Here is a 22,740-nt window from a genome sequence, read left to right on the forward strand (position 1 = left end):
GGTTAGGATACGGCCATGCCGACCACGAAGACACTGCGCGAGGGGTCCACGCAGAAGCGGGCCGCCATCCTCACCGCGGCCCGGGAACTGTTCCTCTCCGACGGCTTCGACCGGACCAGCGTCGACGCGGTCGCCGCCCGGGCCGGGGTCTCCAAGCGCACGGTCTACGACTACTTCGGCGACAAGCAGACGCTCCTGCAAGCGGTCGTCGACGGCGTCGGCCAGTCACTGATCACCACGATCGGACGCATCCTCGACGACACCCTCACCGAGCCCACCGAAGCCATCGACCTCGAGGACGTCCTGGTCACGTTCTCGATGCGCATCGCGACCGACATGCTCGGCTCGGCGGAGTACGCGACGTTGCAGCGACTGGTCCGCACGCAGTTCGGCCAGTTGCCGAACGGGGGCGAGAACTCCATGGCCGACACCCCCGACGAGGCGCTCGCCGAGCGGTTCGCCGCCTTCGCCGCGGCCGGGCTGCTCGACGTCCCCGACGCCCGGCTCGCCGCCGACCAGTTCATCGCGCTGACCTTCGGCGTCGCGCTCAACCGGTTCGGTTCCGCCAATGCCGCGGAGGACACCCGCGTCCGGCCGCTCGTCGTCGAGGGAGTGCGGACCTTCCTGCGGGCGTACCGGGCCGAGTAGGGCTGGGACATGTCGAATCCTGCCGCGTTCCGCGATCAGAGCAACTGGTCGGGCGGCTTCTACGAACTGGCCATCGAGGTCGGATCGACGGAAGACTCCGCGATCCAGGCGGTCCTGAGCGCCGTGTGGTCCGCGGCAGGTGCGCGGGGATCTTTCGCCTTCACGGACCGTGAACCCGCGGAGCAGGAGCCCGTGCCGTGCACGGTCGCCTCTCTGACCGCATACGGGCATCTTCACGGTCAGGTCCTCCTGCCGCCTGGCCAACTGGCCGTGTGCGGTGCCGTGGCGATCCGCGGAGGTGACGACACCAGCGACTGGCTGGACTTCTATGTCCCCGCCGGAGCACTGGACAAGGCAGGGATCCCCTACTGGGACGGCCGGCCGTTCTACAGATCCGCCGTCCTGGACGACTGGCTCGCGGGCGTGGGGACCGCGACCTTCGAGCGGGCACCCTTCAGCCTCGGGGTGATCGGTTGGGAAGTCTCCGGATGCACCGACGCGGCAACTCTGGCGGGCAGGTTGCCGCAGGAGCGCGGGATCGGATACCTGCTCCCGCAGAAGGAAGGCCTGTTGTACGGGGAGGCCAACGACTGAACAGACCCTGAGGGCTCCCTTCCCGTACGTACGGGAAGGGAGCCCTCAGGGTCTGTTCGGATGTGTTCGGGGGCGCCCGCCTGCGACGGGTCAGGCGTGGCGGTGCGAGCGGCGGTTGCCGGTGACGACGCGGTACAGGGCGAGCAGAATGAGAGAGCCGACGACCGCGGCGATCCAGGTGGACAGGTCGAAGAACCCGTCGATGGAGTCCACACCGAAGATGACCTTGCCGAGCCAGCCGCCGAGCAGACCCCCGACGATGCCGATGAGCATCGTGATGATGATGCCGCCCGGGTCCTTGCCCGGCATCAGTGCCTTGGCGATCGCGCCGGCGAGGAGCCCGATGATGATCCAAGCAATGATGCCCATGGTGCGTCTCCGCTTCGTCGTATAAGGATTCTGTTAAGTCATCGGGTGCGCCGATCCGGCCCGGCCAAACGTCACCGTCCGATATCAGCTCTGCAGCCCCTCCTCCGACGCCGGCTGACGGGTGGTCCGCCGGGAACCGTCGAGGGCGGCGACCTCGCGCACGGCAGCCGCGATGGCCGGGGAGTCCTTTCTCAAGATCGCACCGTGGTTGGCGGCGACCTTCACGCTGTCGATGTTGGCGTTGCGAGCGGTCACCGCCTCCAGGCCGGCGCGGATTCGTTCCTGCTCATCACCTCTGCTTCCGAACGACGTTCCCGAAGCGACGACGTAACGCACGGGGACGGTGATGCCGTCCAGCACGGGGCCCAGCTCGTGCACGCGGGAGAGCCTGCCGAGCTCGATGTTGCTGTTCGCCTGCTCCTCGGCGGTCATCCGCGGGGCGAGGCCCGTCGGGCGCAGCAGCGGCAGCACCCACCCCATCCGCCGGAACAACTTCCGTATCCGCTGCTCCATGGCGTCGTCGAGCCAGTCGTAGGGGAACGCGCCGTCGACGAGGATCGCGCCCACGGTGCGGTCCGGATGCCGACCGGCCCAGTGCGCCGCGACGACCGCTCCGTAGGACCAGCCCACCAGGAGCGCCCGGTCCACGCCTCGGGCCGCGAGAACGGCGTCGACGTCCCGGACAGCCGCCTCGAAGGAATAGTCCGCCGAGCGCTTCGACTTGCCGCGGGCCCTCTCGTCGTAGGTGATGTGCCGCCACCCCGGCCCCAGTTCGGCGAGCGTGTGCCGCCAGTACCTCTGAGTGGCGAACTGACCGTTGAGGTAGACCACGGGGGTACCGGTGCCGCCCGTGTCGGTGACGGCCAGGGCCGTGTCCTCGACCGGCACCATGCCGGTCCAACGCTCATGCTGCGGGGAGGTGTTGTTGTTCGTCATGTCCTGAACCTTTCGTGCGAGGCGTTGCCGGGCTCGTTCGACGGGCGGTGGGCTGTCAGAGGCTGCGGGCGGTGATGTCGCCCTGGGCGGTGGTGGCGTGGATGGTCAGGCCGACGGCGGCGCCGTCGGTGTTCTTGAGGGCGTTGTGGATCCGGCCGTGGCCGGTGCCGGCGTCGAGGGCGGCGGAGACACCGTGGGTGGCGGTGACGGTGATGTCGCCCTGCTCGGTGCGCAGTGCGACGGCGCCGGACACGGCCTCGGCGATGTGCAGGTCGCCCTTCTGGGTGCTGATCTCGGCGGGGCCGCCCAGCCGGCCGACGGAGATGTCACCGGCGAGCAGGGTGAGGCGGGCGCTGCCGGTCTCGTCGAGCTTGACCGCACCCTGGACCGCGTCGAAGGCGACGTCGCCGAGCCGTCCGACACCGCGCAGGTCGGCGGCGGCGCCCTTGGCCTGGACGCGGGAGCCTGCGGGCAGCTGGACGGTGACCTCGACCGATCCGGAGTGGCCGAGGATGCGGTTCTTCGCCGCGGGGGCCGCGATCCGCAGGACACCGCCCTCGTGGGCGATCTCCATCTGTTCCGCCGCCTTGACGTCACGGCTCTTGGAGCGGTCCGCGGGCAGCACCTCGACGGTGATGTCGGTCCGGTCGGCCGCGATGAGGCGGATGCGCCCGGCGGGGATGTCCAGGACGGCCGAGACGGGGGCGGGGCTGTCGAACTTCTGCATCGTTGCTCTCCTTGGTCCGCTTCGCTTCCGTTGTTTCCAACGATGGAAAAGCTACGTTGCATTCACGACGCTGGCAACAACTTCGTTGCACACAAAGCCAGTCGTCACAGCTCAGAGCCGATATTTCATTGCAATAACCTTGCCGCCTAACGCAACAACTCCCCCCATGTCGTTGCAATGAAATGCAGGTGAACGCTCTGCGGACCGCACCGGGAGCCGCCGACGGACCGCTGTTCCGTACCCTGACGGCATGCGCATGCGTCCCACCCTGAGCTGGACCCCTGCCGGGGACCTGATGCCGGGTACCACGGATCTGGAGCCGGTCGCCGATGCGCTGCGCACCGGTGGAGTGCTGGTGCTCAGCGGCGCGGGCCTCTCCACGGAATCGGGCATTCCCGACTACCGGGGCGAGGGCGGGAGCCTGAGCCGGCACACGCCGATGACCTACCAGGACTTCACGGCCGACGCCCAGGCCCGGCGACGGTACTGGGCCCGCAGCCACCTCGGCTGGCGCACCTTCGGCCGGGCCCGCCCCAACGCCGGCCACCAGACCGTGGCCGCCTTCGGGCGGCACGGTCTGCTCTCGGGTGTCATCACCCAGAACGTGGACGGCCTGCACCAGGCCGCCGGGAGCGAGGACGTCGTGGAACTCCACGGAACCCTGACCCGGGTCCTCTGTCTCTCCTGCGGCGCTTTCAGCTCGCGCCGCGAACTCGCCCTGCGGCTGGAGGAGGCCAACCCGGCGTTCGCACCCGTGGCCGCCGGAATCAATCCGGACGGGGACGCCGACCTCACGGACGATCAGGTCGAGGGCTTCCGTGTGGTGTCGTGTACGGATTGCGGCGGCACGCTCAAGCCGGACGTCGTGTTCTTCGGCGAGACCGTTCCGCCGCAGCGGGTCGAGCACTGCCGTGAGCTGGTGCGCGCGGCGACCTCGGTGCTGGTCCTCGGCTCCTCGCTGACGGTGATGTCCGGGCTTCGCTTCGTCCGTCAGGCCGCGAAGGAAGGCAAGCCGGTCCTGATCGTCAATCGGGATCGGACCCGGGGTGATCAGCACGCTCTCACCAGGGTTTCCCTCCCGCTGGGCACAGCCCTCGGCACCGTCGCGCACCGGCTGGGCATCGACTGGTCGTAGCCCCGTCCAGCAGGGGTTCTTCACCGCTCGGGACCATAGACTGGGCATCACGGTCCTTCCCGGCGCCTTCAGTGGGAGGCGGGCGTGATGACACACGGCAGCGAGCTGAGCGTGCATATGCGGCGCGTCCTGGACGCATCGCGCCCGGCCGTGTTCCGGGCGCTGACCGATCCCCGGGAACTGGCCCGCTGGTGGGGACCGGACGGGTTCACCATCCCGAGTGCCGAGAGCGACCTCCGCCCGGGCGGCGCCTACCGCATCGCGATGCGGCCCCCGGAAGGCGATCCGTTCCACCTGGTCGGCGAGTTCCTCCGGGTCGAGCCCCCGGAACGCCTGGCCTACACCTTCCGCTGGGAGGATCCGGACCCCGAGGACCGGGAGACGGTGGTGACACTGTCCCTTCACGACATCGGCCCCGCCCGGTCCGAACTGATCCTCGACCAGGGCGACTTCGCCTCGGAGCGGCGACGGGCCCTCCACGAGGAAGGATGGAGTCAGGGCCTGGGCAAACTCGGGGAGCTGCTCGCCTCGCAACGGGATTGATCCCGCCGGTCAGTGCCCGGCAGCCACCTTCACCAGAGCGACCGCCACACCGATCGCGGCGTCCGCGAGGCCCGCCACCAGGGCGGCCAGGGTGCCGCCTCCCATGCGCAGCCCGCCCACACAGCCCCACAGGAACAGGGAGACCACGCACACACCCGCCGCCGTCAGCAACGCGGCGTGCAGGGTCAGGACGTCCAGCGCTGCCAGGGCGATCAGCACGGACGGGCCCGCGGCGCAGGACAACAGTGGGCTGCTGACGTACAGCATGCGGCGCAGCTCGCGGCCGGTGGCGAGATTCCGGTGGACGGTGCGGTGCGCCTGCTGGTCGGCGACGAACGCCGCGAGCCAGAGACCCAGGGCGGTCGTCAGGACCGTGGCGACGGCGCCGAGGGCGCCCACCTCGCCGAAGGAGAGACCGACCACCACGGCGATCATCGTGATCGTCGCGTAGATACGCTCCTTCAGACGGTCCGCCAGTACACCGGGCTCCGCGCCGGGCGGCACATCCGCTAGCCGGTCGTCCACCGGCTGATGCCCCTCACGCGGCGGAGGGCCGCCGCCGTCAGCCTGACCGGCGCCACGCGCAGCACCAGGGCGCCTCTCGGACCGCCCGGGAGCGGCTTGGCGTAGTAGGGGCGGCCGAGCCGGGACGCGCGAAACCACCGGGTGCCGGACAGTCCCCTCACGGGTGGAACGGGGATGCGGCGCCCCGGGTCGTCCGTGCGGAGGGTCAGCGTCCAGCGTCCTGGCGGCAGTTTCCCCACGGGCAGGACGGCGGTGAAGGCGCAGCTGCCGTCGCGTGCGTACAGCAGGGGCACCTCTCGCACCGAACCCGAGTCCTCTTCGGCGCGCAGGGCGGTGACGGGGCGGACAGCGGCATCGCCGGTCGGGCGGCCGCTGACGACGAGGATGGCGGGTGCGGAGGTGTCCCAGGCGATCCCGGTCACGCGGCAGATCGGATCGGCCTCGGCTTCCCGGAGGTCCAGGGAGAAGTCGCCGTGGGGGGTGAAGAAGGGGCGTGCGGTGGTGGGGCCGTGCCCGGGCCGGTGGCCGGGGGCCAGTTCCCGCTGCGGTGGAGCGTGCCGCTCGCCGTTCGCGTCCGTCCGGACTCGGCGGAGCCTCACGGTCCGGCTCACTCCCTGGGCGCGGACGTCCAGGTAGAGGTCCCACCGGCCGCTGCCGAGCGGGGCGCCCGAGTCCACGGTGTCCAGGTCCACGTCGGCCGTGAAGCCGGTCGCGGCGTCCTGGCCGTCGTGCGGGCCCGTGCCGACGGTCGTCGGCACAGGGATGTCCGGATGCCGGAAGCCGCTCGGACGCAGGACCAGCCGGGTGTCGGACTGGAGGGGGCCGAGGGACTCGATGTGGGCGTGGCCGACGAGTCGGAGCACATCGCCGTCGCCCGTCCAGGCCGCTTCGGTGAGTTCGTGGTGGACCGGGATGCGGCTCGTGGCGTCGAAGCAGGCGTCCGGGACCGCCTTCGCGGGGTCACGGAAGAAGGGGTGGGACCAGTAGACGCGGCCCTTGTCCACGACGTGGCCGCGCCCCGCGTCCTCCTTCGCGCACCGGGCCACGGTCATGAGGTCCTCGTAGCGGTCGGCGCGCAGGAGGTGGACGATCAGCCGGTCCTGTGGGGCGATCGACTGGAAGACGCCCTCGCTCACATAGGTCTGCGCCCAGTGCCGGAACTGCGGGTAGAAGACCTCCCGTGCCCGCTGTTCGCTCTCCCGGGGCAGCAGGGCACGCAGCGGCCCGCACAGCTCCCACTCCACATGGCGGCGCATGATCCGGTCCTGGCGCGGGCCGGGGTCCAGGTAGCGGGCGACCGTCTCGAAGCACAGCCGGGTGCCGTCCATGCGGTGGACGAGGTCGGCGGCGGTGAGGGTGAGGTTGTTGCCGTTCCGGCGGTTGCGCGAGTAGTAGCAGTCGTAGTCGGCGACCACGGAGATGCCGTCGGCGTTGAGGAAGGCGGCAGCCGTGAACGGCTTGTCCTCGCAATTGCGGTACGGCGGGAACCTGAGGTTCAGCCGTTCGATCAGCGAGCGTCGGAACAGCTTCCAGCAGCCCAGGGTGCGGTAGGCGGCGGAGGAGAAGACGTCGGTGCGGGGCTGGTTGTGGGAGAAGACGGCGGTCGGTACGGCACGACCGCCGACCGACACCATCTTCCCGAGGACCACGTCGGTGCGGTTCTCGTCCGCCATGGCGACCATGCGGCGCAGGGCGTCCGGGCCGAGGTAGTCGTCGGAGTCGAGGAAGAAGACAAAGTCGCCTGCGGCCCTGTCCAGGCCGGTGTTGCGCGGGCCTCCGGCCCCTCCGCTGTTGGGCTGGTGGACGACCCGCATGGTGGAGCAGCTCTGCGCGAGGCGGTCCAGTTCGGGTCCGGTGCCGTCGGTCGACCCGTCGTCGACGGCGATGATCTCGATCTCGTCCGGATCGAGCGTCTGCTCCATGACGGAGGTGACGCATCGCGTCAGTTCCGGCATCGCGTTGTACGCGGGGATGATCACGCTGACACGGGGAGGGGTCGTACGGGACATGAGCGGCTCCGGGCCGTGGGGGTGGTGCGGTCCTGAAGGAGGCAGTCCGGTTCCTGACGGGGCCGGGCGACACGCGACTCCATGGAGTGTCCGGCGAGCCCGCTCCGGCCACCCCGCGGGAGGCGCTCTCCTACGCTGTCGGAGTGTGGGAACCACCCGTCCGGGTGCGTGTCGACCGCACCTGTGACGTCCTTTCCTCCGGTACCGGTCCCGGGGCGTCCTCGGCGCAGGCACCCCGGGGCCAGGCCGCCTCGTACTCCTCGGTGCCCAGGGACACGCGCACCCGTCGCTCGGCGATGAGGTGCGCCTCGTGGAACGGGCGCCGGCCGATCAGCGCCACCCCGGTGTCCCGGCGCATGCGGTGGGCGGCGCCCAGCAGCCACGCCGCCCACCGCATGCGCCGGTGGCCGCCACCGCCCAGGCCAGTGTCTCCAGGCCCCCAGACCGGTCCCCCGCTGTCCCCGATCGCCTGTTGCCGCGCCAGGGCCCGCTGCAGGGGAGTCACGGCCTTTCTGGCGAATGGTCTCCAGCAGGCTGTACCTGGCACGGTCACCGGAACTGTTGACCGCCACGATCGACTTGTCGACCAGCCCCGCCAGCAGGTCGAGCACGTCCTCCCGGGACACGCCCTCGTCCGCGCAGACCGCTTCCGCCGCTTGAAGGTCGAAGCCGCCCGAGAACACGGACAGCCGGTTCCAGAGCAGCCGTTCGCCTTCGGTGCACAGGTCGTAGCTCCAGTCGACGATGCCCCGAAGGGTGTGGTGACCGCGGGCGGACGTGCGCGGCCGCGGCACGGACAGCAGGCGGAACCGGTCGTCGAGGCGCTCGAGGATCTCCTCGGCCGTCATCGCGCTCAGGCGTACCGCGGCGAGTTCGATGGCGAGGGGGATGCCGTCCAGCCGCACGCACAGTTGGGCCACCGCCTGGCGGTTGCGGGCGGTGAGCCGGAAGGCGGGGGGCCGAGGCGGCGGCACGGTCCAGGAGGAGCCTCACGGCTTCGGAGCACAGCAACGGGTCGTCGGCGTCAGAGGCAGCCGAGACTCCGGTCGTGGCCGCGACGTCATCTGAGGCCTCGACCGCGGGATTCCGGCGGGCGGAGGCGCCGCCTGTGGTGCCCTCCACGGCGGGCAGGGTGAGCGACGGCACCGTCAGTACGTGCTCGCCGGGAGTTCCCGGACGCTGCCGGCTCGTGGCCAGGACGCGCAGTCCCGGTGCCGCACGCGCCAGGCGCAGCACGAGACCGGCGACGTGCTCCACCAAGTGCTCGCAGTTGTCCAGGACGAGCAGCAGGCGGCGGTCGCGCAGATGGTCGGCGACCGCGTCCGCGGCAGGGCGCGCGGACTGGTCGCGCAGGCCGAGCGCCTCCGACACGGCCCGGTCGAGGAGGTCCGCGTCGCTCAGCGGGGCGAGGTCGGCGAGCCGGACCCCGTCGGCGAAGGAGGGCGCGGCCTCGGCGGCGGCACGCAGAGCGAGCCGTGTCCTGCCCACACCGCCCACTCCGGTGAGGGTGACGAGCCGGGCGCTCCCCAACAGGCGCCGCACCTCGGCCATCTGTGTCTCGCGGCCGACGAACGTGGTCATCTCCACGGGCAGGTCGCCGCCCCGTGACGGTGGGACCATCCTCGCCGCCCGTACCTCGATCAGGTCCGGGGCTGCTGCCAGCAGCCGTTGGCGGACCTGCCTCAGCCCGGCCCCGGGCGCGACGCCCCGTTCGTCGGCGAGCAGCGCGGTGACCTGGCGATGGCTTTCCAGCGCCTCGCCTTGCCGTCTGCAGTGGAAGAGCGCCGGCATCCGCTGCGCCCAGAAGTGTTCGCGCAGCGGGTACCCCGCGATGAGGCCCCGCAGTTCCGGCAGGACATCGGCGGCCCGGCCGAGGGCCAGGTCCGCGTCGATCCGCAACTCCAGTGCGTCCAGGCTCTGTTCGTCCAGGGCGGCCACCACGCCCCGGACGAGGTGCGCGGGCAGGTCCGACAGCGGGTCCCCGCGCCACAGCCCCAGGGCCTCGCCCAGCAGCGGGGCCGCGCGTGCCGCCGCGCCTTCCTCCAGAGCCGTGCGGCCCTGGCGTACGAGGGTCGCCGAGAACACCTGGCTGGTCACCCAGCACGAGGCCGCCTACCGGGACATGAGTCCTCGACAGGTCGCCGAGCAGGCGTTCCGGAGGGCCGACGGCTGCATGATGAGCGCGAAGAAGGACGGCATCGTCCACATCGGCGGCTTCCTCGGCCTGCGTGACCGTTCCCCTGGCCGAGCGGTGCGAGCTGCTGCTCATCGCCACGGAAGGCTTTCCCACCTACAGGCGCCCCTGTCACAGCAGCACCCTACGAACTGGTCCGGCTCGCGCTCCCCCGCAGAACGTACGGCCTCGGCCACCTGAACCACGCCGGCGAGGTCCTCGCGGCCACGGCGAAGAACAAGGAGCGGATCCCCGGTTACCGCCTGGTCGAACAGCCGCCGCTTCTCCGCCACTTTCGCTGCAAGCTGGAGCCGGTCTCGGACTGAAAGCGGCAGCATGCCTTCCGATGTGGCGGTGTGTGGCGTGTCACAGCCAGGAAAAGCAGCCTAAGTTGTCTGCATCACAGCGGAAATGTCCATTTGGCGTCCATGCTCGAACCGGACGTCGGCCCCGAAGTGGGGCCCCTCGGCATTCTCTTGGGCGCGACGTACAAAGTGACCCATGACACAGCCCTCGTGACATTCCCCCCGCCCTCTCGGAAGGTGCCCCACCATGGCCGCATACCTCTGCCCGCCCGCCGTCATACACGGCGAGCATGCCGTGAAGACCAGCCAGATCGTGGCGGAGGTGAGCGACCGGCACCCGCATGCGCCGTGGGCGCCACGGATCGACGCCATCGCGGCCAGTACCGGCATAGACACCCGCGGGTGGATGCTGCCCCTTGAGTCCGCCGTCGCACCCGGCAAGGGCAACGGCCTGACGGCGGTCGGGGTCGAACGGGCCCAAGAGGCGTTGACCCGGGGCGGGTTCACCCAGCCGGACGTGGACCGCGTACTCGCCGCCCTCGAGACCGCGCCCGCGCCCCAGACCGTCCAGGAACGCACCGCGCCCGCCTGGGAGGCCGTGCAGTCCTACGGCGAGCACGCGGCGCGCGGGGCCCTCCAGATCGCCGGTCTGGACGCCGCGGACATCGACTGCCTGATCACCAGCAACTCCACCACCCCGGCACTGCCGGGCCTCGACCTGTCCCTGGCCAACCGGCTCTCGCTCCGCAACGACGTGATGCTGCTGCCGGCCACGCAGTGGGCCTGCATAGCGGGGACCCGCTCCCTGGCCCTGGCGGCGGATCTCGTGGCCGCCGACCCCGACCGGGTGGTCCTGGTGGTCATCTCGGAGGCCCTGAGCACGACCTATCAGCCCGCGGACGACACCCTCGAGTCCCTGATCGTCCGGTTGCTGTTCGCGGACACCGCCGTCGCCGCGGTGATCACGGGCCGCCCGCGGCCCGAGTCGGTGCTGCGGCTGGACGCGGCCTGGCATCACACCCTGCCCGGCACCCAGGATCTGCACCGCCTCGAAACACGGGCGGACGGCACCCACTTCGTGATGGACCGGCGTGGGCCGCGCGCCGTACAGGAGACGGTCACCGCGATGTGGGAGTGGCTACGCGCCCGGTACCAGGACGACCCCGACTCCTGGCACCCCGATGTACTGCTCGCGCACCCAGGGGGGACCCGCGTGCTGGAGTACATGGAGCAGACGATGCCCGACGCATGGCCCTCGGGGCTGCTGGACTACAGCCGGGACAGCTACACCAGCGGCAACCGCGGAGGCGCCGCCGTGTTCGACATCCTGCGGCGGGCGCACGACGCCGGGCAGCAGAAGCCCGGCAACCGCGCCGTGCTGTACGCGGCGGCACCCGGACTGACCGCCACCGCCCTGGAAGGGCAGTGGCTGTAGGACGGCGGAGGGCGCTGTCCGCACCGTCGGCCGACGCCGCCCCGACCCTCCAGATCCTCGCCGCGCTCCCCCGGACCGGCCGCGTCCCCGGCGCGTGGCCGCGTCATCTCGCGACTTCCGCCCAGACGACCTTCCCGGTGTCCGTCCACCGCACCCCCCACCGGGTGGTGAGCCGGTGCACGATGCTCAGGCCACGACCGCCGTTGTCGAGCAGATCGCCCCGCCTCAGACGCGGTCTGCCGTTGCCGCTGTCGCCCACCTCGCACAGCAGGCCGTGGCCGGCCCTGATCAGCCGCACCGTGATGGGCCCTTCGGCGAACCGCACCGCGTTCGTGACCAGCTCGCTGACCAGCAACAGCGCGTTGTCCCGGGTGTCGTCCCTGGTGCCCCACCGCCTCAGCAGCTCGGCGACCTGCGCGCGGGCCCGGGCAGGGGCGTCGCCGCGGGCGGGCAGCCGCCAGGTCGCGGTGTCCTCCTTGCGGTAGCCGATCATCCGCGCGAGCAGCAGCGTCACGTCGTCGCGCTGCGGCGCGGGCGCCAGCGTGGAGACGATCTGCCGTGCGGACTGCTGCAGTGCGTCCCAGGGGTGCACGGCGGACACGACGTCCGCCAGCCTGTCGATGCCCTCGTCGATCGACAGGGCGCGGTCCTCCACCAGGCCGTCGGTGTAGAGCGCCAGCACGGATCCCGGGGGCACGCCGAAGGTGTACACGTCGAACGGCTCCCGCAGCGCGAACTCGGCTCCCAGGCCGGGGTGAGGACGGATCGAGAGCGGGGCCGCCCGACCCTCCGCGGAGACCAGGATCGGAGGAAGGTGCCCGGCGCTGGACAGCGTCACATGGTGGCCGACGGGGTCGTAGAGGGCGATGCAGCACGTCGATCCGAGGGCGCTGTACCCGGCCGCCAGCCCGGAATCCGCGTCGTCCAGCAGTGTCACGGTCTCGTCCAGATGCTCCAGCACCTGGTCGGGCGCGAGTCCCGCGGACAGCAGCGCTCGGGCCTCCATACTCAGCTGGCCCATGGTGGCCGCGGCTCCCAGGCCGTGCCCGACCACGTCGCCGACCACCAGTGCGGTACGGCCGTCGGGCAGCGGGAAGCTGTTCACCCAGTCGCCGCCGACGCCCGCGCTGTCGGGGGTGGCCGGCTGGTAGACGCTGGCGATCTCGATGGTGTCGCCGCCGGCCCGGGGCAGGAGCCGGCGCTGCAACGCCAGCACCTGGGTGTGCTCACGCTGGTGCTGGCGGGCCAGGTCGACGTGGTGGGCGGTCCTGGCGACCAGTTCCTGCAGGTCGAACAGCTCGCCGTCGCGGAAGGGGCAGTCCGCCCGTCGCCAGACCTCCGCCACGCCCAGGACGACGGGCGGTGCGCCCTCCAGGACCAGGGGGATGCATGCCAGTCCTGCCGACCGGTCGCCGGGCACCAGGGCGCGCACCACGCGTGGGCTGCCGAAGACCCGCTCGAGTGCCTCCCGGTCGGGTATGACGATGGTCTGCGGGGCATCGTCGCGCAGCACCGCCTGTGCCAGCAGGCGACTCGCGTCACCGGGAAGATCGTCGCCCGGAGTCATGTAACCCTCGGGCCACACCCGGTCCGGCACCAGGGCCGCCCGCCGCAGATGGATGCGCCCCTGTGCCTTTCCGGTGACCCCCTCACCCGTCCACACGGCGAAGTCGAGGTCGACGGCGGCCACGTCTCCCCAGGCCAGCAGGGACTCCGCCAGTGACTGCGCCGTCTCGCCGATGTCCAGCGAGGTGCCGATCGCGGTCTCCGCGGCGTAGAGGTGCAGCCTCCTGGCCATGGCGATCACCGAGACGGTCAGGCCGTCCACGGGTGCCGCGGCGGGCAGGATGCTCATGGAGACCACCAGCTCCGACCCGTCGGCCCGCCGCAGCCGCTGGATCCGGGCCACGTGCGCCTCACCGCTCTCGATGACCTGCCGCAGGCGTCGTGTGACCGTCGGCACGTCACCGGGGGGAAGGAGATCGACGAACGGCTTCCCGGCTCCGGCGTCCATGCCCGCGAACACAGGGGCATCCAGGTTGCACCGGGTGATGATCAGGTCCGTGTCCAGGTTGAGCGCGCCGAGGATCTGCTCCTGACGGCCGGCTGCCGGGTTCTCCGGGGGCCGCAGGCGGGTGCTGTCGCCCTGCGCTTGGGCAGTGCCGACGGGCGCCGCTGCTCCGCCACGCGGGATGTAGCGCCCCAGAGCGCGGCTGACCAGGTCGAACGCCGAGGAGGACGAGGGCGAGGGTGTGGAGTCCATGCGGCTCTCTCAGCAATCCCCGGCGCGGGTGCCGGGGTTGTTTTCGGACCCGTGCGGTGAGGCCCCGAGTCCCTGACCGCACACCTCATTGAATAACACCGGGGGCCGCTTCGCACACACCAGCGATTGCTCGGTGAACGCGGACGGTGCACATGCCGGTGCCGGGACCGCTCAGAGCGCGGTCAGCGGCCGCGCGTGCGCGATGAGCAGCGCGACATCGTCATGGTCGGCGGGATGACGGAGTTGCTGGAGCAGCCGGTCGCAGGTCTTCTCCGCCGACGGGTGCGGTGGGTCCAGCAGGCGCAGGAGATGGTCCAGGCGCTTGTCGATGGGGTCGTCGCGGGTCTCCACCAGGCCGTCGGTGTAGAGGATCAGTTGATCGCCGGGGTTCATCTCCACGGCGGAGGTTTCGAAGGGTCCGCTGCCCACGCCCAGTGGGGTGCCGGTGGGCAGGTCGAGCAGTTCGGGTGGTTTGCCCGCCCGCACCAGGACCGGGGGCAGGTGGCCGGCGCAGGCCACGTCCAAGCGGCGGTCGTGGGGGTCGTAGACCGCGTACACGCACGTGGCGATGTAGGGATCCAGACCCTGGGTGATCCTGTCGAGGTGGGTGAGGATCCGGCTCGGTGCGAGGTCGAGGTCGGCGAGGGTGGAGGTGGCGGTGCGCAGCCGGCCCATGGCGGTGGCGGCGGGGATGCCGCTGCCCATCACGTCGCCGACCGCAAGGGCGGTGCGGTCACCGCTGAGGGGGATGATGTCGTACCAGTCGCCGCCGACCTCGTTGAAGGCCTGCGCGGGCCGGTACCGGGTGGCGATCTCCAGGCCGGGGCGGCGGGGCGAGGGCCGGGGCAGCAGGCTGCGCTGAAGGGTTTCCGCGGCGCTGCGGATGTGCTGGTGCAGGACGGCGTTGTCGATGCTCAGCGCGGCGGACGAGGCCAGCTCGCAGGCGAGGGTGAGGTCGTCCTCGTCGAAGGGCTGCGGGTTGCGGGCGCGGGCCAGGCCCAGCACGCCGATGATCTCTCCGCGGGCGATGAGGGGGACGGCCATGTCGGTGTGGACCCCGGCTTCTGCGAGCAGGCCTGCGGCGTCGTCGTCGGCCGCGATACGGCTGAGCTCGCCGATCTCCAGGTGGGTGATCAGCAGGGGCTTGCGGGTGCGGAGGCAGTGGGCCGCCGGATGGTCGGCGTGATAGGCCGTGAGGTGGCCGGGCGCGATGATCGCCTCGGAGGCACCGGTGGGGTAGGCGGTCTTCACCGCCAGGGCCCGGAACAGTGCCGGTCCCTCGCCGCGGTCCGGGCGGCCCGTCCGCAGGACGGAGTCCAGGATGTCCACCGCGATCATGTCGGCCAGGTCGGGCACCAGGACGTCCGCCAGCTCCTGGGCGGTCCGCACCACTTCCAGGGTGGTGCCGATGCGGGCCGAGCCGTCGGCCATGAGGCGCAGGCGCTGCTGGGCCCGGTCGGCCTGCCTGGCCGCCTCGTACCGGTCGGTGACGTCCACGACGACGTTGGCGATGCCCAGCACCTGCCCGGTCTGGTCTTCGAGCCGGTAGAGCGACACGGCCCAGGCGTGGTCGTGGTCCGGGTCGGCGCGGGTACGGCCCACCACCTGCTCGTCGACCAGGGGCAGGCCGGTCTCCAGAACCTCCCGCATCTGGTTCTCCGCGGTCGTGAAGGGCGCGCCGGGCAGGATCTCCCGGAAGGGGCGGCCCAGGTGGTCGGCCTCCGGGACGCCGTGCATCGCGGCCAGGGCCCCGTTGACGGCCACGTACCGCAACTCGGTGTCCAGGACGGACAGGCCGATCGGTGCCTGGGTGACCAGCTGGCTGGACAGGGCCACCTTGCGCTCCACCTGCCGCACGGTGGCCCGGTCGGTGGCGAGCCCGAGCGCGTAGTGGTCACCGAGGTTGTCCGTCAGCCGCATGTTGCGGAACTCGATCGTCCGGGTGCTGCCGTCCTTGCGCCGCACGGGGAAGGGCCCCGCCCAGCCTCGGCCGGTCTCCATCACCTCGGCGAACAGCGCGAGCCCCGCCTCCCGGTGCTCGGGATGGAGCAGCAGGGCGGCCGCTTGCTGCCCGACCGCTTCGTCGAAGGTGTAGCCGAACAGTTCCTCGGCCTGGGGGCTCCACATGTCGATCCGGCCGTCGGCCTCCACCAGCACCGCGGCAACGCCCAGGAGGTCCATCAGCCCGCTAGGGCCGGATGCCGCCTCCACCGGATCACCCTCCGAAGGCTGATTCGCTCGGCTCATCACATTCGCCCCTCAGGCCTGTCGACCTCACCGGCGCACCCGCCTGCCCCGGCAGCCGCATACGGCGGTCTCCTCGCAGGCCGGCAATCCGTTCACGATGCGGCACGCGGCACGCGTTCGGCCAGGGGACGCGCCGGGAGAACGTCGCGCCGTCGGCCGAACCTCACGACCCCGGGCCACCGGCATGGGGCCCGCGCCGTACCCGCTGGGTGCTGGGTCGGTCCTCACCCTTCCAGCTTTCCATACGTCCCGATTCATCCCGGAAAAATCAGTTCTCCCTGCTGAGGTCCGGGGACCCTGTGCGACCGGCCGTCGGCGGCGTGCCGTGCGGTGCCGGAAGCTCCCGCCCCAGGCGGGCGAGCGAGGAGAGGGCCATCACCACGGGGGGACAGCAGCATGCCTGCGGCCGTCACCAGCAGGCCGGTGCGCAGTCCCCACTCCTCCGCGAGGAAACCACCGGCCAGGGAGCCGAGTGGGGTCAGGCCCATGCCGGCGAACGTGATCGTCGCCGCCGCGCGTCCTTGCAGCCCGTCCGGAGTGACGGCCTGCCGTACGGCCATGATCGTGACGTTCACCAACTGGCCACCGAGCCCGAACATGAACCCGACCGCGAGGAGGGCGGGAACCGTTACGGCTGCCTTCCAGCGCGCTGTTGCCTCGCACGAGTTGGTCGCGCGCCACCAGTCGTACGAGCGACGCCTGGTACGCCACGTCGAAGAACACGGACAGGGAGCCGACGGCGAAGGCGAGCGCGAGCAGGCCGGGCATGCCCAGCAGGCCGGAGAGGCCGGCCGCGGCCACAGCGCCCAGGGCCAGGGCGCGGCCGCCGTCCGTGAGCACCATCGTCGTGCGGGTGCGCCACCTGTCCACCCACGCGCCGGCGAAGAGCGACAGCAACAGGATGGGTGCCTGCCCCACGGCACGGAGGACGCCCAGCTGGCCGGCACCGGCGTCGAGTGTCAGGACGGCCAGGAGCGGCAGGATCACCAGGCTTGTGTGTTCCCCGAGTTGGGAGGCCGTCTGCCCCACCCAGAGTCTGCGGAAGTCGGCGTCCCGCCGCAGGCCGGGCGGAGCGGGCCGACGGGAATGCGGTTCGGCGGAGGAAGCGGCCGGCACGGGCATCCCTTGTCTCGCCGGCAACGAGGCCCGCCACCGCACGCACGGGAGGTGCGTCGGCGGTCCGGGCAGAAGAGGGCTCGCTGTGCCGCTACATCAAGGGCAGCACGCGATGACAGGCCGGTCACGGCCGACAACGTCAACGCGCGCTCGGGACACCGACCATGTGATCGCTCCTCGTGGGTGACTCGCTGTGCCCGAACTCTAGGCGCCGGTGGACCGGCACGGAAGGTGGCACCTCCCGACTGTCACGGGACCCGGGCTCATGACGTGTGATGCAGGATCTCGGCGGCCAGGCGTTCGTCCGGTGCCCTGGGCAGCGTGTGGCCCATGCCCTCGATCATCACGAGGCGGGCGCCCGGGACGGCGGCGGTCGCCTCGGCGTGTGCGGGCGGGAACATCGGGTCCTCCGTACCGTGCAGGACCGGCGTCGGTGCGGTGCCCGAGGCCAGGTCGGTGGTGGAACCCGAGCCGGCGGCCCCTGCGAGGGGGAGGGCCCTCGCCGAACGAAGGGGAAACGCGCATCCGTGCCCAGGCGCCGCGCCAACGCCGCCGACCGCACCGGCGAACGGCCTGCGCCGCGGCCGGTCGCCGCCACGGCCCCTCCCCCGCTCTCGCGCTGCAACGGGCGGCGGGCAACGCTGCGGTGGCCCGTTCGATCCAGCGGGCACGGGACGAGCACCATCTCGAACGGGAAGGAGAACGGGGTGGGGCCGGAGGCCGCGAAGGCGACGGGGCCGTGCCGGTCCGGCGGCGGCGGGGGTGAATGGGGCTCCCACCCGAACGACCCGTTCGAGAAGAACACCGGGTCCAGGGCCGGAGGATGGCCCGGGGAGCCGACCGCGGCCTGTCACCGGCCGGGACCGCCGCGAGCGGCGGGCTGACAGGCGCAGCGTAGACACGGGCGCCACGGCCCCCGCCCCGCCCGAGGGGCGGACCGGCCCGGCCCGGCGGCCACGACCTCGTCCGCGGTTCGCACTCTCACCGCCGCATCGGCAGGATGGGACCATGACCGAGATCCGCACGCCCCGTCTCCTCCTGCGCCGATGGCTGGAGGACGACCTCGTCCCCCTGTCCGAGATCCATGCCGACCCGGCGGTGATGCGCCGGATCGGCGACGGCGCGACGCGCTCCGGGGACCGGACCGCGCAGGACATCGAGGCGTGGGAGGAGGAGTGGGACGAGGAAGGGTTCGGGATGTTCGCCGTCGAACTCCTGGGCTCGGGTGAGCTGGCGGGCGCCGTCGGTCTGTCCGTGGCCGACGCTCCGGCGGAGATCGCCGGCCAGGTGGCGATCAGCTGGCGGCTCGGACGGGTGTTCTGGGGTCAGGGGTACGCGTCCGAAGCGGCCCACGCCACCCTGGAATTCGCCGTGCAGGACCGCGGTCTCGACCGGGTGGTGGCCGTGCGCCGCATCACCGACACGGCCTCGGCGAACGTGCTCGACAAACTCGGCATGCAGGCGGAAGGCACCGCGCAGGACCCGGCTCTCGGGCACGACCTCGCGGTGTACGGCATCGACCTCACGCAGTACCAGGAATAGCGCCGGTGGCGCGGCCGGCCGGTTCGCCGTCCGGCTTGCGCACCGCCGCGTCGAGGACGGGACCCAGTTCCCGGGCCACGGTCGTCAGGGCCCGGACGTCCTGCTCGGCACGGGCGAGGAGGATCGCCCCCTCCAGGCTGCTGATCATGAGCGTGGCGAGTGCGCCGGTCCGTTCCTCGGGCACACCCATCCCGGCCAGGGCTCGGGCGACGGCACCGGTCCAGGTGGCGAAGGCGGCGGATGCGGCCTTCCGCGTGGAGGGGACCGACTCCGCGCAGTCCACCGTGGCCGCCGCGACCGGGCAGCCGCCCGCGAAGCCGGCGGTCTCGTACTCGTCGGTCCACTGACGCGCCATGGCGGCGAAGAGCCCGCTCGGCGTCGGCTCGGGCAGCGAGGCAAGGAAACGGGCGACGCGGTCCGCCGCGTATCCGCCCGCCCAGCCCACCGCCTCGTCGACCAACTGCGTCTTGCCGCCGGGAAAGTAGTGCTGGAGCGAGCCGCGAGGGGCCCCGGCGTCGGCGGCGACCTCGCGCATGCCGGTGGCGGCGACTCCGTCGCGGCGGATGAGCTGGGCCGCGCTGAAGACCATCCGCTCGCGAGGTCCCCGTTCAGCCTTCGCCATCGCCCGGTCTCCCTCAGCTCCGTCGTACGTCCGTCTCGAGTCTCACCCTATGACCGTCGTCATAACCGGGGCTACTATGACCGCTGTCATAGTCGAGGGCGGCGGTGACGGCTCGGCTTCCGCGCGAGCCGCGGGAGGCGGTGCGTCATGAACGTCGGTTTCATCGGTCTCGGGGTCATGGGGCAGCCCATGGCACTGAACCTCGCTCGTGCCGGGACCCGGCTCGTGGTCTGGAACCGCACCCTGGAGCGGTGCGAACCGCTGCGCGCCGCGGGCGCCGAGGTGGTGGCCAGTGCCGCCGAGGTGTTCCACCGGGCCGCCACCGTGTTCCTCATGCTGGCCGACGAGTCGGCCGTGGACGCGGTCCTGGGGCGCGACACCCCGGACTTCGCCCGGCTCGTGGCCGGCCGCACCGTCGTCCACATGGGCACGACCTCGGCCGAGTACTCCTGCGGCCTCCAGGAGGACATCCGGGCGGCGGGCGGGCGTTACGTCGAGGCCCCGGTCTCCGGCAGCCGCGTCCCCGCCGAGCGGGGCGAACTGGTCGGAATGCTGGCGGGTGACGACGACGCCCTGGCGACCGTCCGGCCCCTGCTCGCTCCCCTGTGCCGGGAGACGTTCGGGTGCGGGGCCGTCCCGGGCGCCCTGCTGCTGAAGTTCTCCGTGAACCTGTTCCTGATCGCGGTGGTCACGGGGCTCGCCGAGGCGTTCCATTTTGCCGAGCGGCACGGACTCGATCAGCGTCTCTTCCGGGACGTCCTGGACGCCGGCCCCATGGCCAGCGCCGTCTCCCGGGTCAAGGCGCCCAAGCTGCTGGAGCGCGACTTCTCGGTCCAGGCGGCCGCCGCGGACGTCCTGAAGAACAACCGCCTGATCGCCGAGGCCGCCCGCAAGGCCGACCTGGCGTCCCCGCTGCTCGACGTGTGCCACGCCCTCTACGACGAGACCGTCCGGCGGGGCCACGGCGGCGAGGACATGGTGGCCGTCCTGCACGCCCTGGAGGCCCGGACCGCAGGCGCTCCTGTATCGGAGGACCGAAACACCGACGCCTCCGCCTAGGCGCTGTCGCATGCTGCCGTGGCACAAGGGTGCGGCGAAGGGCGTCGAGGACCGGGCAGCGCGAGGGTCAGGCGTGGGACAGCGCGAAGGAGACCAGGAAGCCACAGACCGTGACCAGCCCGATGGCCAGATGGGCTTCCTGGAACGCCTCGGGGATCATCGTGTCGGCGATCATGGCCAGGATCGCTCCGGCGGCCACCGCCGTCACCCCCGCGATCACGGTGGGCGAAAAGCCGCCGAGGACGGCGTAGCCGAGGATCGCGGAGAGAGTGCTCGCGGCCGCGATGACGCCCCACACCCCGAAGACGTAGGCCTTGCCGCGCCCGGCCTTCTTCATTCCTGCCGAACTGGACAGGCCCTCCGGGATGTTGCTGATGAACACCGCCGCGACCGTCACGAGGCTGACCGCCCCGCCGTCGAGCAGGCTGACTCCGATCACCGCCGACTCGGGCACTCCGTCCAGGAGCGCGCCGAGTGCCAGCGCCGTGCCCGAGCCGCCCTGTTCATCCTCTGACGGCTGCGTCTGTTCCGTGTGATGGCCCGAGCGCTTGCGATGGCGAGCGCCTCGGCGCGCCAGCCACAGGTTCCCTGCGGTGTAGGCGACCGCGCCGGCCAGCGTCCCGATCGCAGCCGGGCCCAGTCCACCCTTCTCGTAGGCCTCGCCGACCAGTTCGAAGGAGACGGCCGAGAGGAGCACGCCGGCACCGAAGGCCATCACCAGCGCGATGACCTTCTGCGACACGCGCATCCCGTAGCCGAACACCGCTCCCAGCAGGAGAGCGCTGCCTGCCAGCAACCCCCAGCCACCCGCTTGCATCACCTCGGACATGCAGCGCCGTGTACCCGCGCGAGCGTGATCGGCACCTGAGGTGGCCGGAGGCCGGGATCAGTGGTCGGCGTCGGTGGCGGACCGAGCCGTCCTCGGGCAGGCTGGCCCGCATGGTCTCGGTGGTGCAGAACGTGGCGATCGACTGTATGAACGCCTATGAATTGGCCCGGTTCTGGAGTGAGGTGACCGGTTGTCCGCTGCATCCGCAGGACGAACCGGGTGACCGGGAGGTTCAGGTCATGCTTCCGGAGGGCCCGCTGCTGTACTTCAACCAGGTGCCGGAGCCGAAGACGATCAAGAACCGGATCCATCTGTGCCTGCGTCCGACGACCTCGCGCGAGGAAGAGGTCGAGCGGCTGCTGAAGCTCGGAGCCACCCTGGTCACGGATCGGAGGAAGCCCGACGGGTCGGGCTGGGCCGTCCTCGCCGACCCCGAGGGCAATGAATTCTGTGTCCTGCGGAGCGAGTCCGATCGGGCTGCGACGTCTTCCTGAGCCTCGGACACTGCGTACGGGAGCAGCACCGTGATTGGCCGTGTGACGTCTGTTCAGGGTGGGTGGGCCGCAATAGCGTGAGCGGCCTTCGCGTTCTGGGGAGGTCTCGTGAACGGGCTTCGCGCGGTCGTCGTCTGTCTCGTGATCACGTGTGCCGCGGTGATGTCGCCGGGCGCTGCCACGGCCGTGACGCCGGGTTGGTCGGCGCTGGCGGTACCGGCGGCGGCCCCGCCGGTGACCGTGTCCCATCTCGCCGCGCGCGGGCCGGGCGAGGCCTGGGCGACCGGGTACGAGCAGGCCGCGGACGGGCTGCGGCCGATGTTGTATCGGTGGGACGGCACGGCGTGGAGCCGGGACACCGGTTTCCCCGGCGCCGGTGAACCGGGCCGCCTCGGCAAGGTCCGGTTCGTCGGCAAGGAGGTGTGGATCTTCCACGAACGCCGGGGCGCAGGAGAGATTCTGCGCCGGTCGGCAGCGGGGTGGAGGGCCGTGCCGCTGCCGCAGGCCCTGTGGACCTACCAGGACTTCACCGCCGTAGCGGGTGCCGCCTGGGTGGTGGGCGAGGACGACACCGGGCTGAAGGTGCTGCGCTACGACGGATCGCGCTGGACCGCGCAGTCCGTGCCGGACGGGGTCCACTACGTCATGGGGATCACCGCACGCACCGCCACCGACGCCTGGGCCTGGGCGGACGCCGGCACCGGGACGAGCGGCATCCTGCGCTGGGACGGCACGCTGTGGCGGGACGCGAAGGTGCCGCTGCCGCCGGACAGCAACGTGCACACGATCCTGCCCGAACCGTCCGGAAGGGTCACGATCGGCGGCAGCCGGTACGTGGACGGCGCGCCCCGCACCTATCTGACGACCTGGAACGGGCACACCTGGCGCACCACGTACCCGCCGCTGGGCGACACCTCCATCGAGGCCTTGGTGCGCGGCCCGGACGGGGCGCTGTGGCTGCCGGTGCGCAGCGACCACGCGTTCCAGTCGAAGTACGCGCGGGTGGACGGCACGCGCACCGTCTTCTCCTACGGCCCCGCGCGCACGAACGCGATCGACGTCAAACCCCGTGCGCTGACGCGGGCCGGGGTCTGGCTGCTGTCCTTCGGGAGCGTCGAGATCTACGGCTCGAAGCCGAACCTGATGAGCGAGCGGCTGGGAGGCTGACC

The 22,740-nt window shown here is 71.6% G+C and carries 21 protein-coding genes and 1 pseudogene; 9 read left to right on the top strand and 13 right to left on the bottom strand.

What is annotated here, in order from left to right:
- Positions 1-15: 15 nt before the first annotated feature.
- Positions 16-648: a TetR/AcrR family transcriptional regulator gene (locus BJ965_RS00970; protein ID WP_184906885.1), complete on the top strand. Its 633-nt coding sequence runs from the start codon at positions 16-18 to the stop codon at positions 646-648.
- A gap of 9 nt (positions 649-657) precedes the next feature.
- On the top strand, positions 658-1,242 hold the full coding sequence (locus BJ965_RS00975) for a hypothetical protein (protein WP_246545807.1): 585 nt from the start codon (positions 658-660) through the stop codon (positions 1,240-1,242).
- A gap of 90 nt (positions 1,243-1,332) precedes the next feature.
- Here BJ965_RS00975 and BJ965_RS00980 read toward each other — a convergent pair whose 3' ends face one another.
- From BJ965_RS00980 to BJ965_RS00990, 3 genes are all read right to left on the bottom strand, one after another.
- Complete coding sequence (locus BJ965_RS00980) at positions 1,333-1,611, bottom strand: GlsB/YeaQ/YmgE family stress response membrane protein (RefSeq protein WP_142166232.1); 279 nt, start codon at positions 1,609-1,611, stop codon at positions 1,333-1,335.
- A gap of 84 nt (positions 1,612-1,695) precedes the next feature.
- Positions 1,696-2,547, bottom strand: a complete 852-nt coding sequence (locus BJ965_RS00985; protein WP_184906886.1) for an alpha/beta fold hydrolase — start codon at positions 2,545-2,547, stop codon at positions 1,696-1,698.
- A 55-nt stretch (positions 2,548-2,602) separates the two neighbouring features.
- Positions 2,603-3,274 carry a DUF4097 family beta strand repeat-containing protein gene (locus tag BJ965_RS00990; RefSeq protein WP_184906887.1) on the bottom strand — a complete coding sequence of 224 codons (672 nt, stop codon included), beginning with the start codon at positions 3,272-3,274 and terminating at the stop codon, positions 2,603-2,605.
- A 250-nt stretch (positions 3,275-3,524) separates the two neighbouring features.
- On the opposite strand from BJ965_RS00990, the gene BJ965_RS00995 reads away from it, so the two are divergent.
- Together BJ965_RS00995 and BJ965_RS01000 are read left to right on the top strand one after the other, a co-directional pair.
- Positions 3,525-4,409: an NAD-dependent protein deacetylase gene (locus tag BJ965_RS00995; protein ID WP_184906888.1), complete on the top strand. Its 885-nt coding sequence runs from the start codon at positions 3,525-3,527 to the stop codon at positions 4,407-4,409.
- An 87-nt stretch (positions 4,410-4,496) separates the two neighbouring features.
- Positions 4,497-4,952, top strand: coding sequence for an SRPBCC family protein (locus BJ965_RS01000; protein ID WP_184906889.1), 456 nt, complete (start codon positions 4,497-4,499; stop codon positions 4,950-4,952).
- A gap of 9 nt (positions 4,953-4,961) precedes the next feature.
- Here BJ965_RS01000 and BJ965_RS01005 read toward each other — a convergent pair whose 3' ends face one another.
- The 4 genes from BJ965_RS01005 to BJ965_RS38940 form a co-directional block, all read right to left on the bottom strand.
- A complete protein-coding gene (locus BJ965_RS01005; protein WP_184906890.1) occupies positions 4,962-5,477 on the bottom strand; it encodes a hypothetical protein in 516 nt (171 codons plus the stop codon).
- Positions 5,462-7,486, bottom strand: coding sequence for a glycosyltransferase family 2 protein (locus tag BJ965_RS01010; RefSeq protein ID WP_184906891.1), 2,025 nt, complete (start codon positions 7,484-7,486; stop codon positions 5,462-5,464). The genes BJ965_RS01005 and BJ965_RS01010 overlap by 16 nt, the downstream gene beginning before the upstream one ends.
- Positions 7,487-7,616: 130 nt before the next feature.
- Positions 7,617-7,991: a hypothetical protein gene (locus BJ965_RS01015; RefSeq protein ID WP_184906892.1), complete on the bottom strand. Its 375-nt coding sequence runs from the start codon at positions 7,989-7,991 to the stop codon at positions 7,617-7,619.
- A gap of 44 nt (positions 7,992-8,035) precedes the next feature.
- On the bottom strand, positions 8,036-9,583 hold the full coding sequence (locus BJ965_RS38940) for a BTAD domain-containing putative transcriptional regulator (RefSeq protein ID WP_313666676.1): 1,548 nt from the start codon (positions 9,581-9,583) through the stop codon (positions 8,036-8,038).
- A 628-nt stretch (positions 9,584-10,211) separates the two neighbouring features.
- On the opposite strand from BJ965_RS38940, the gene BJ965_RS01030 reads away from it, so the two are divergent.
- Positions 10,212-11,399 carry a type III polyketide synthase gene (locus BJ965_RS01030; RefSeq protein WP_184906894.1) on the top strand — a complete coding sequence of 396 codons (1,188 nt, stop codon included), beginning with the start codon at positions 10,212-10,214 and terminating at the stop codon, positions 11,397-11,399.
- 103 nt (positions 11,400-11,502) lie between these two features.
- Here BJ965_RS01030 and BJ965_RS01035 read toward each other — a convergent pair whose 3' ends face one another.
- The 4 genes and pseudogenes from BJ965_RS01035 to BJ965_RS40050 form a co-directional block, all read right to left on the bottom strand.
- Positions 11,503-13,662, bottom strand: coding sequence for an ATP-binding SpoIIE family protein phosphatase (locus tag BJ965_RS01035; RefSeq protein ID WP_184906895.1), 2,160 nt, complete (start codon positions 13,660-13,662; stop codon positions 11,503-11,505).
- 171 nt (positions 13,663-13,833) lie between these two features.
- Complete coding sequence (locus tag BJ965_RS01040) at positions 13,834-15,909, bottom strand: SpoIIE family protein phosphatase (protein WP_184906896.1); 2,076 nt, start codon at positions 15,907-15,909, stop codon at positions 13,834-13,836.
- A 268-nt stretch (positions 15,910-16,177) separates the two neighbouring features.
- Positions 16,178-17,031 (bottom strand): annotated as a pseudogene (locus BJ965_RS01045) (hypothetical protein).
- A gap of 257 nt (positions 17,032-17,288) precedes the next feature.
- On the bottom strand, positions 17,289-17,426 hold the full coding sequence (locus BJ965_RS40050; RefSeq protein ID WP_313666677.1) for a hypothetical protein: 138 nt from the start codon (positions 17,424-17,426) through the stop codon (positions 17,289-17,291).
- Between the two features lie 607 nt (positions 17,427-18,033).
- On the opposite strand from BJ965_RS40050, the gene BJ965_RS01055 reads away from it, so the two are divergent.
- Complete coding sequence (locus BJ965_RS01055; RefSeq protein ID WP_184906897.1) at positions 18,034-18,567, top strand: GNAT family N-acetyltransferase; 534 nt, start codon at positions 18,034-18,036, stop codon at positions 18,565-18,567.
- Here BJ965_RS01055 and BJ965_RS01060 read toward each other — a convergent pair.
- Positions 18,548-19,189: a TetR/AcrR family transcriptional regulator gene (locus BJ965_RS01060; RefSeq protein ID WP_184906898.1), complete on the bottom strand. Its 642-nt coding sequence runs from the start codon at positions 19,187-19,189 to the stop codon at positions 18,548-18,550. The genes BJ965_RS01055 and BJ965_RS01060 overlap by 20 nt on opposite strands.
- Positions 19,190-19,336: 147 nt before the next feature.
- On the opposite strand from BJ965_RS01060, the gene BJ965_RS01065 reads away from it, so the two are divergent.
- Positions 19,337-20,248: an NAD(P)-dependent oxidoreductase gene (locus tag BJ965_RS01065; RefSeq protein WP_184906899.1), complete on the top strand. Its 912-nt coding sequence runs from the start codon at positions 19,337-19,339 to the stop codon at positions 20,246-20,248.
- Between the two features lie 67 nt (positions 20,249-20,315).
- Here BJ965_RS01065 and BJ965_RS01070 read toward each other — a convergent pair whose 3' ends face one another.
- Positions 20,316-21,077 carry a ZIP family metal transporter gene (locus tag BJ965_RS01070; protein ID WP_184906900.1) on the bottom strand — a complete coding sequence of 254 codons (762 nt, stop codon included), beginning with the start codon at positions 21,075-21,077 and terminating at the stop codon, positions 20,316-20,318.
- A 110-nt stretch (positions 21,078-21,187) separates the two neighbouring features.
- Between BJ965_RS01070 and BJ965_RS01075 the strand changes: the two genes are divergently transcribed.
- On the top strand, positions 21,188-21,571 hold the full coding sequence (locus tag BJ965_RS01075; RefSeq protein WP_184906901.1) for a VOC family protein: 384 nt from the start codon (positions 21,188-21,190) through the stop codon (positions 21,569-21,571).
- A 108-nt stretch (positions 21,572-21,679) separates the two neighbouring features.
- Positions 21,680-22,738: a hypothetical protein gene (locus BJ965_RS01080; RefSeq protein ID WP_184906902.1), complete on the top strand. Its 1,059-nt coding sequence runs from the start codon at positions 21,680-21,682 to the stop codon at positions 22,736-22,738.
- Positions 22,739-22,740 lie beyond the last annotated feature (2 nt).

Source organism: Streptomyces luteogriseus (assembly GCF_014205055.1).
GTDB lineage: Bacteria > Actinomycetota > Actinomycetes > Streptomycetales > Streptomycetaceae > Streptomyces > Streptomyces luteogriseus.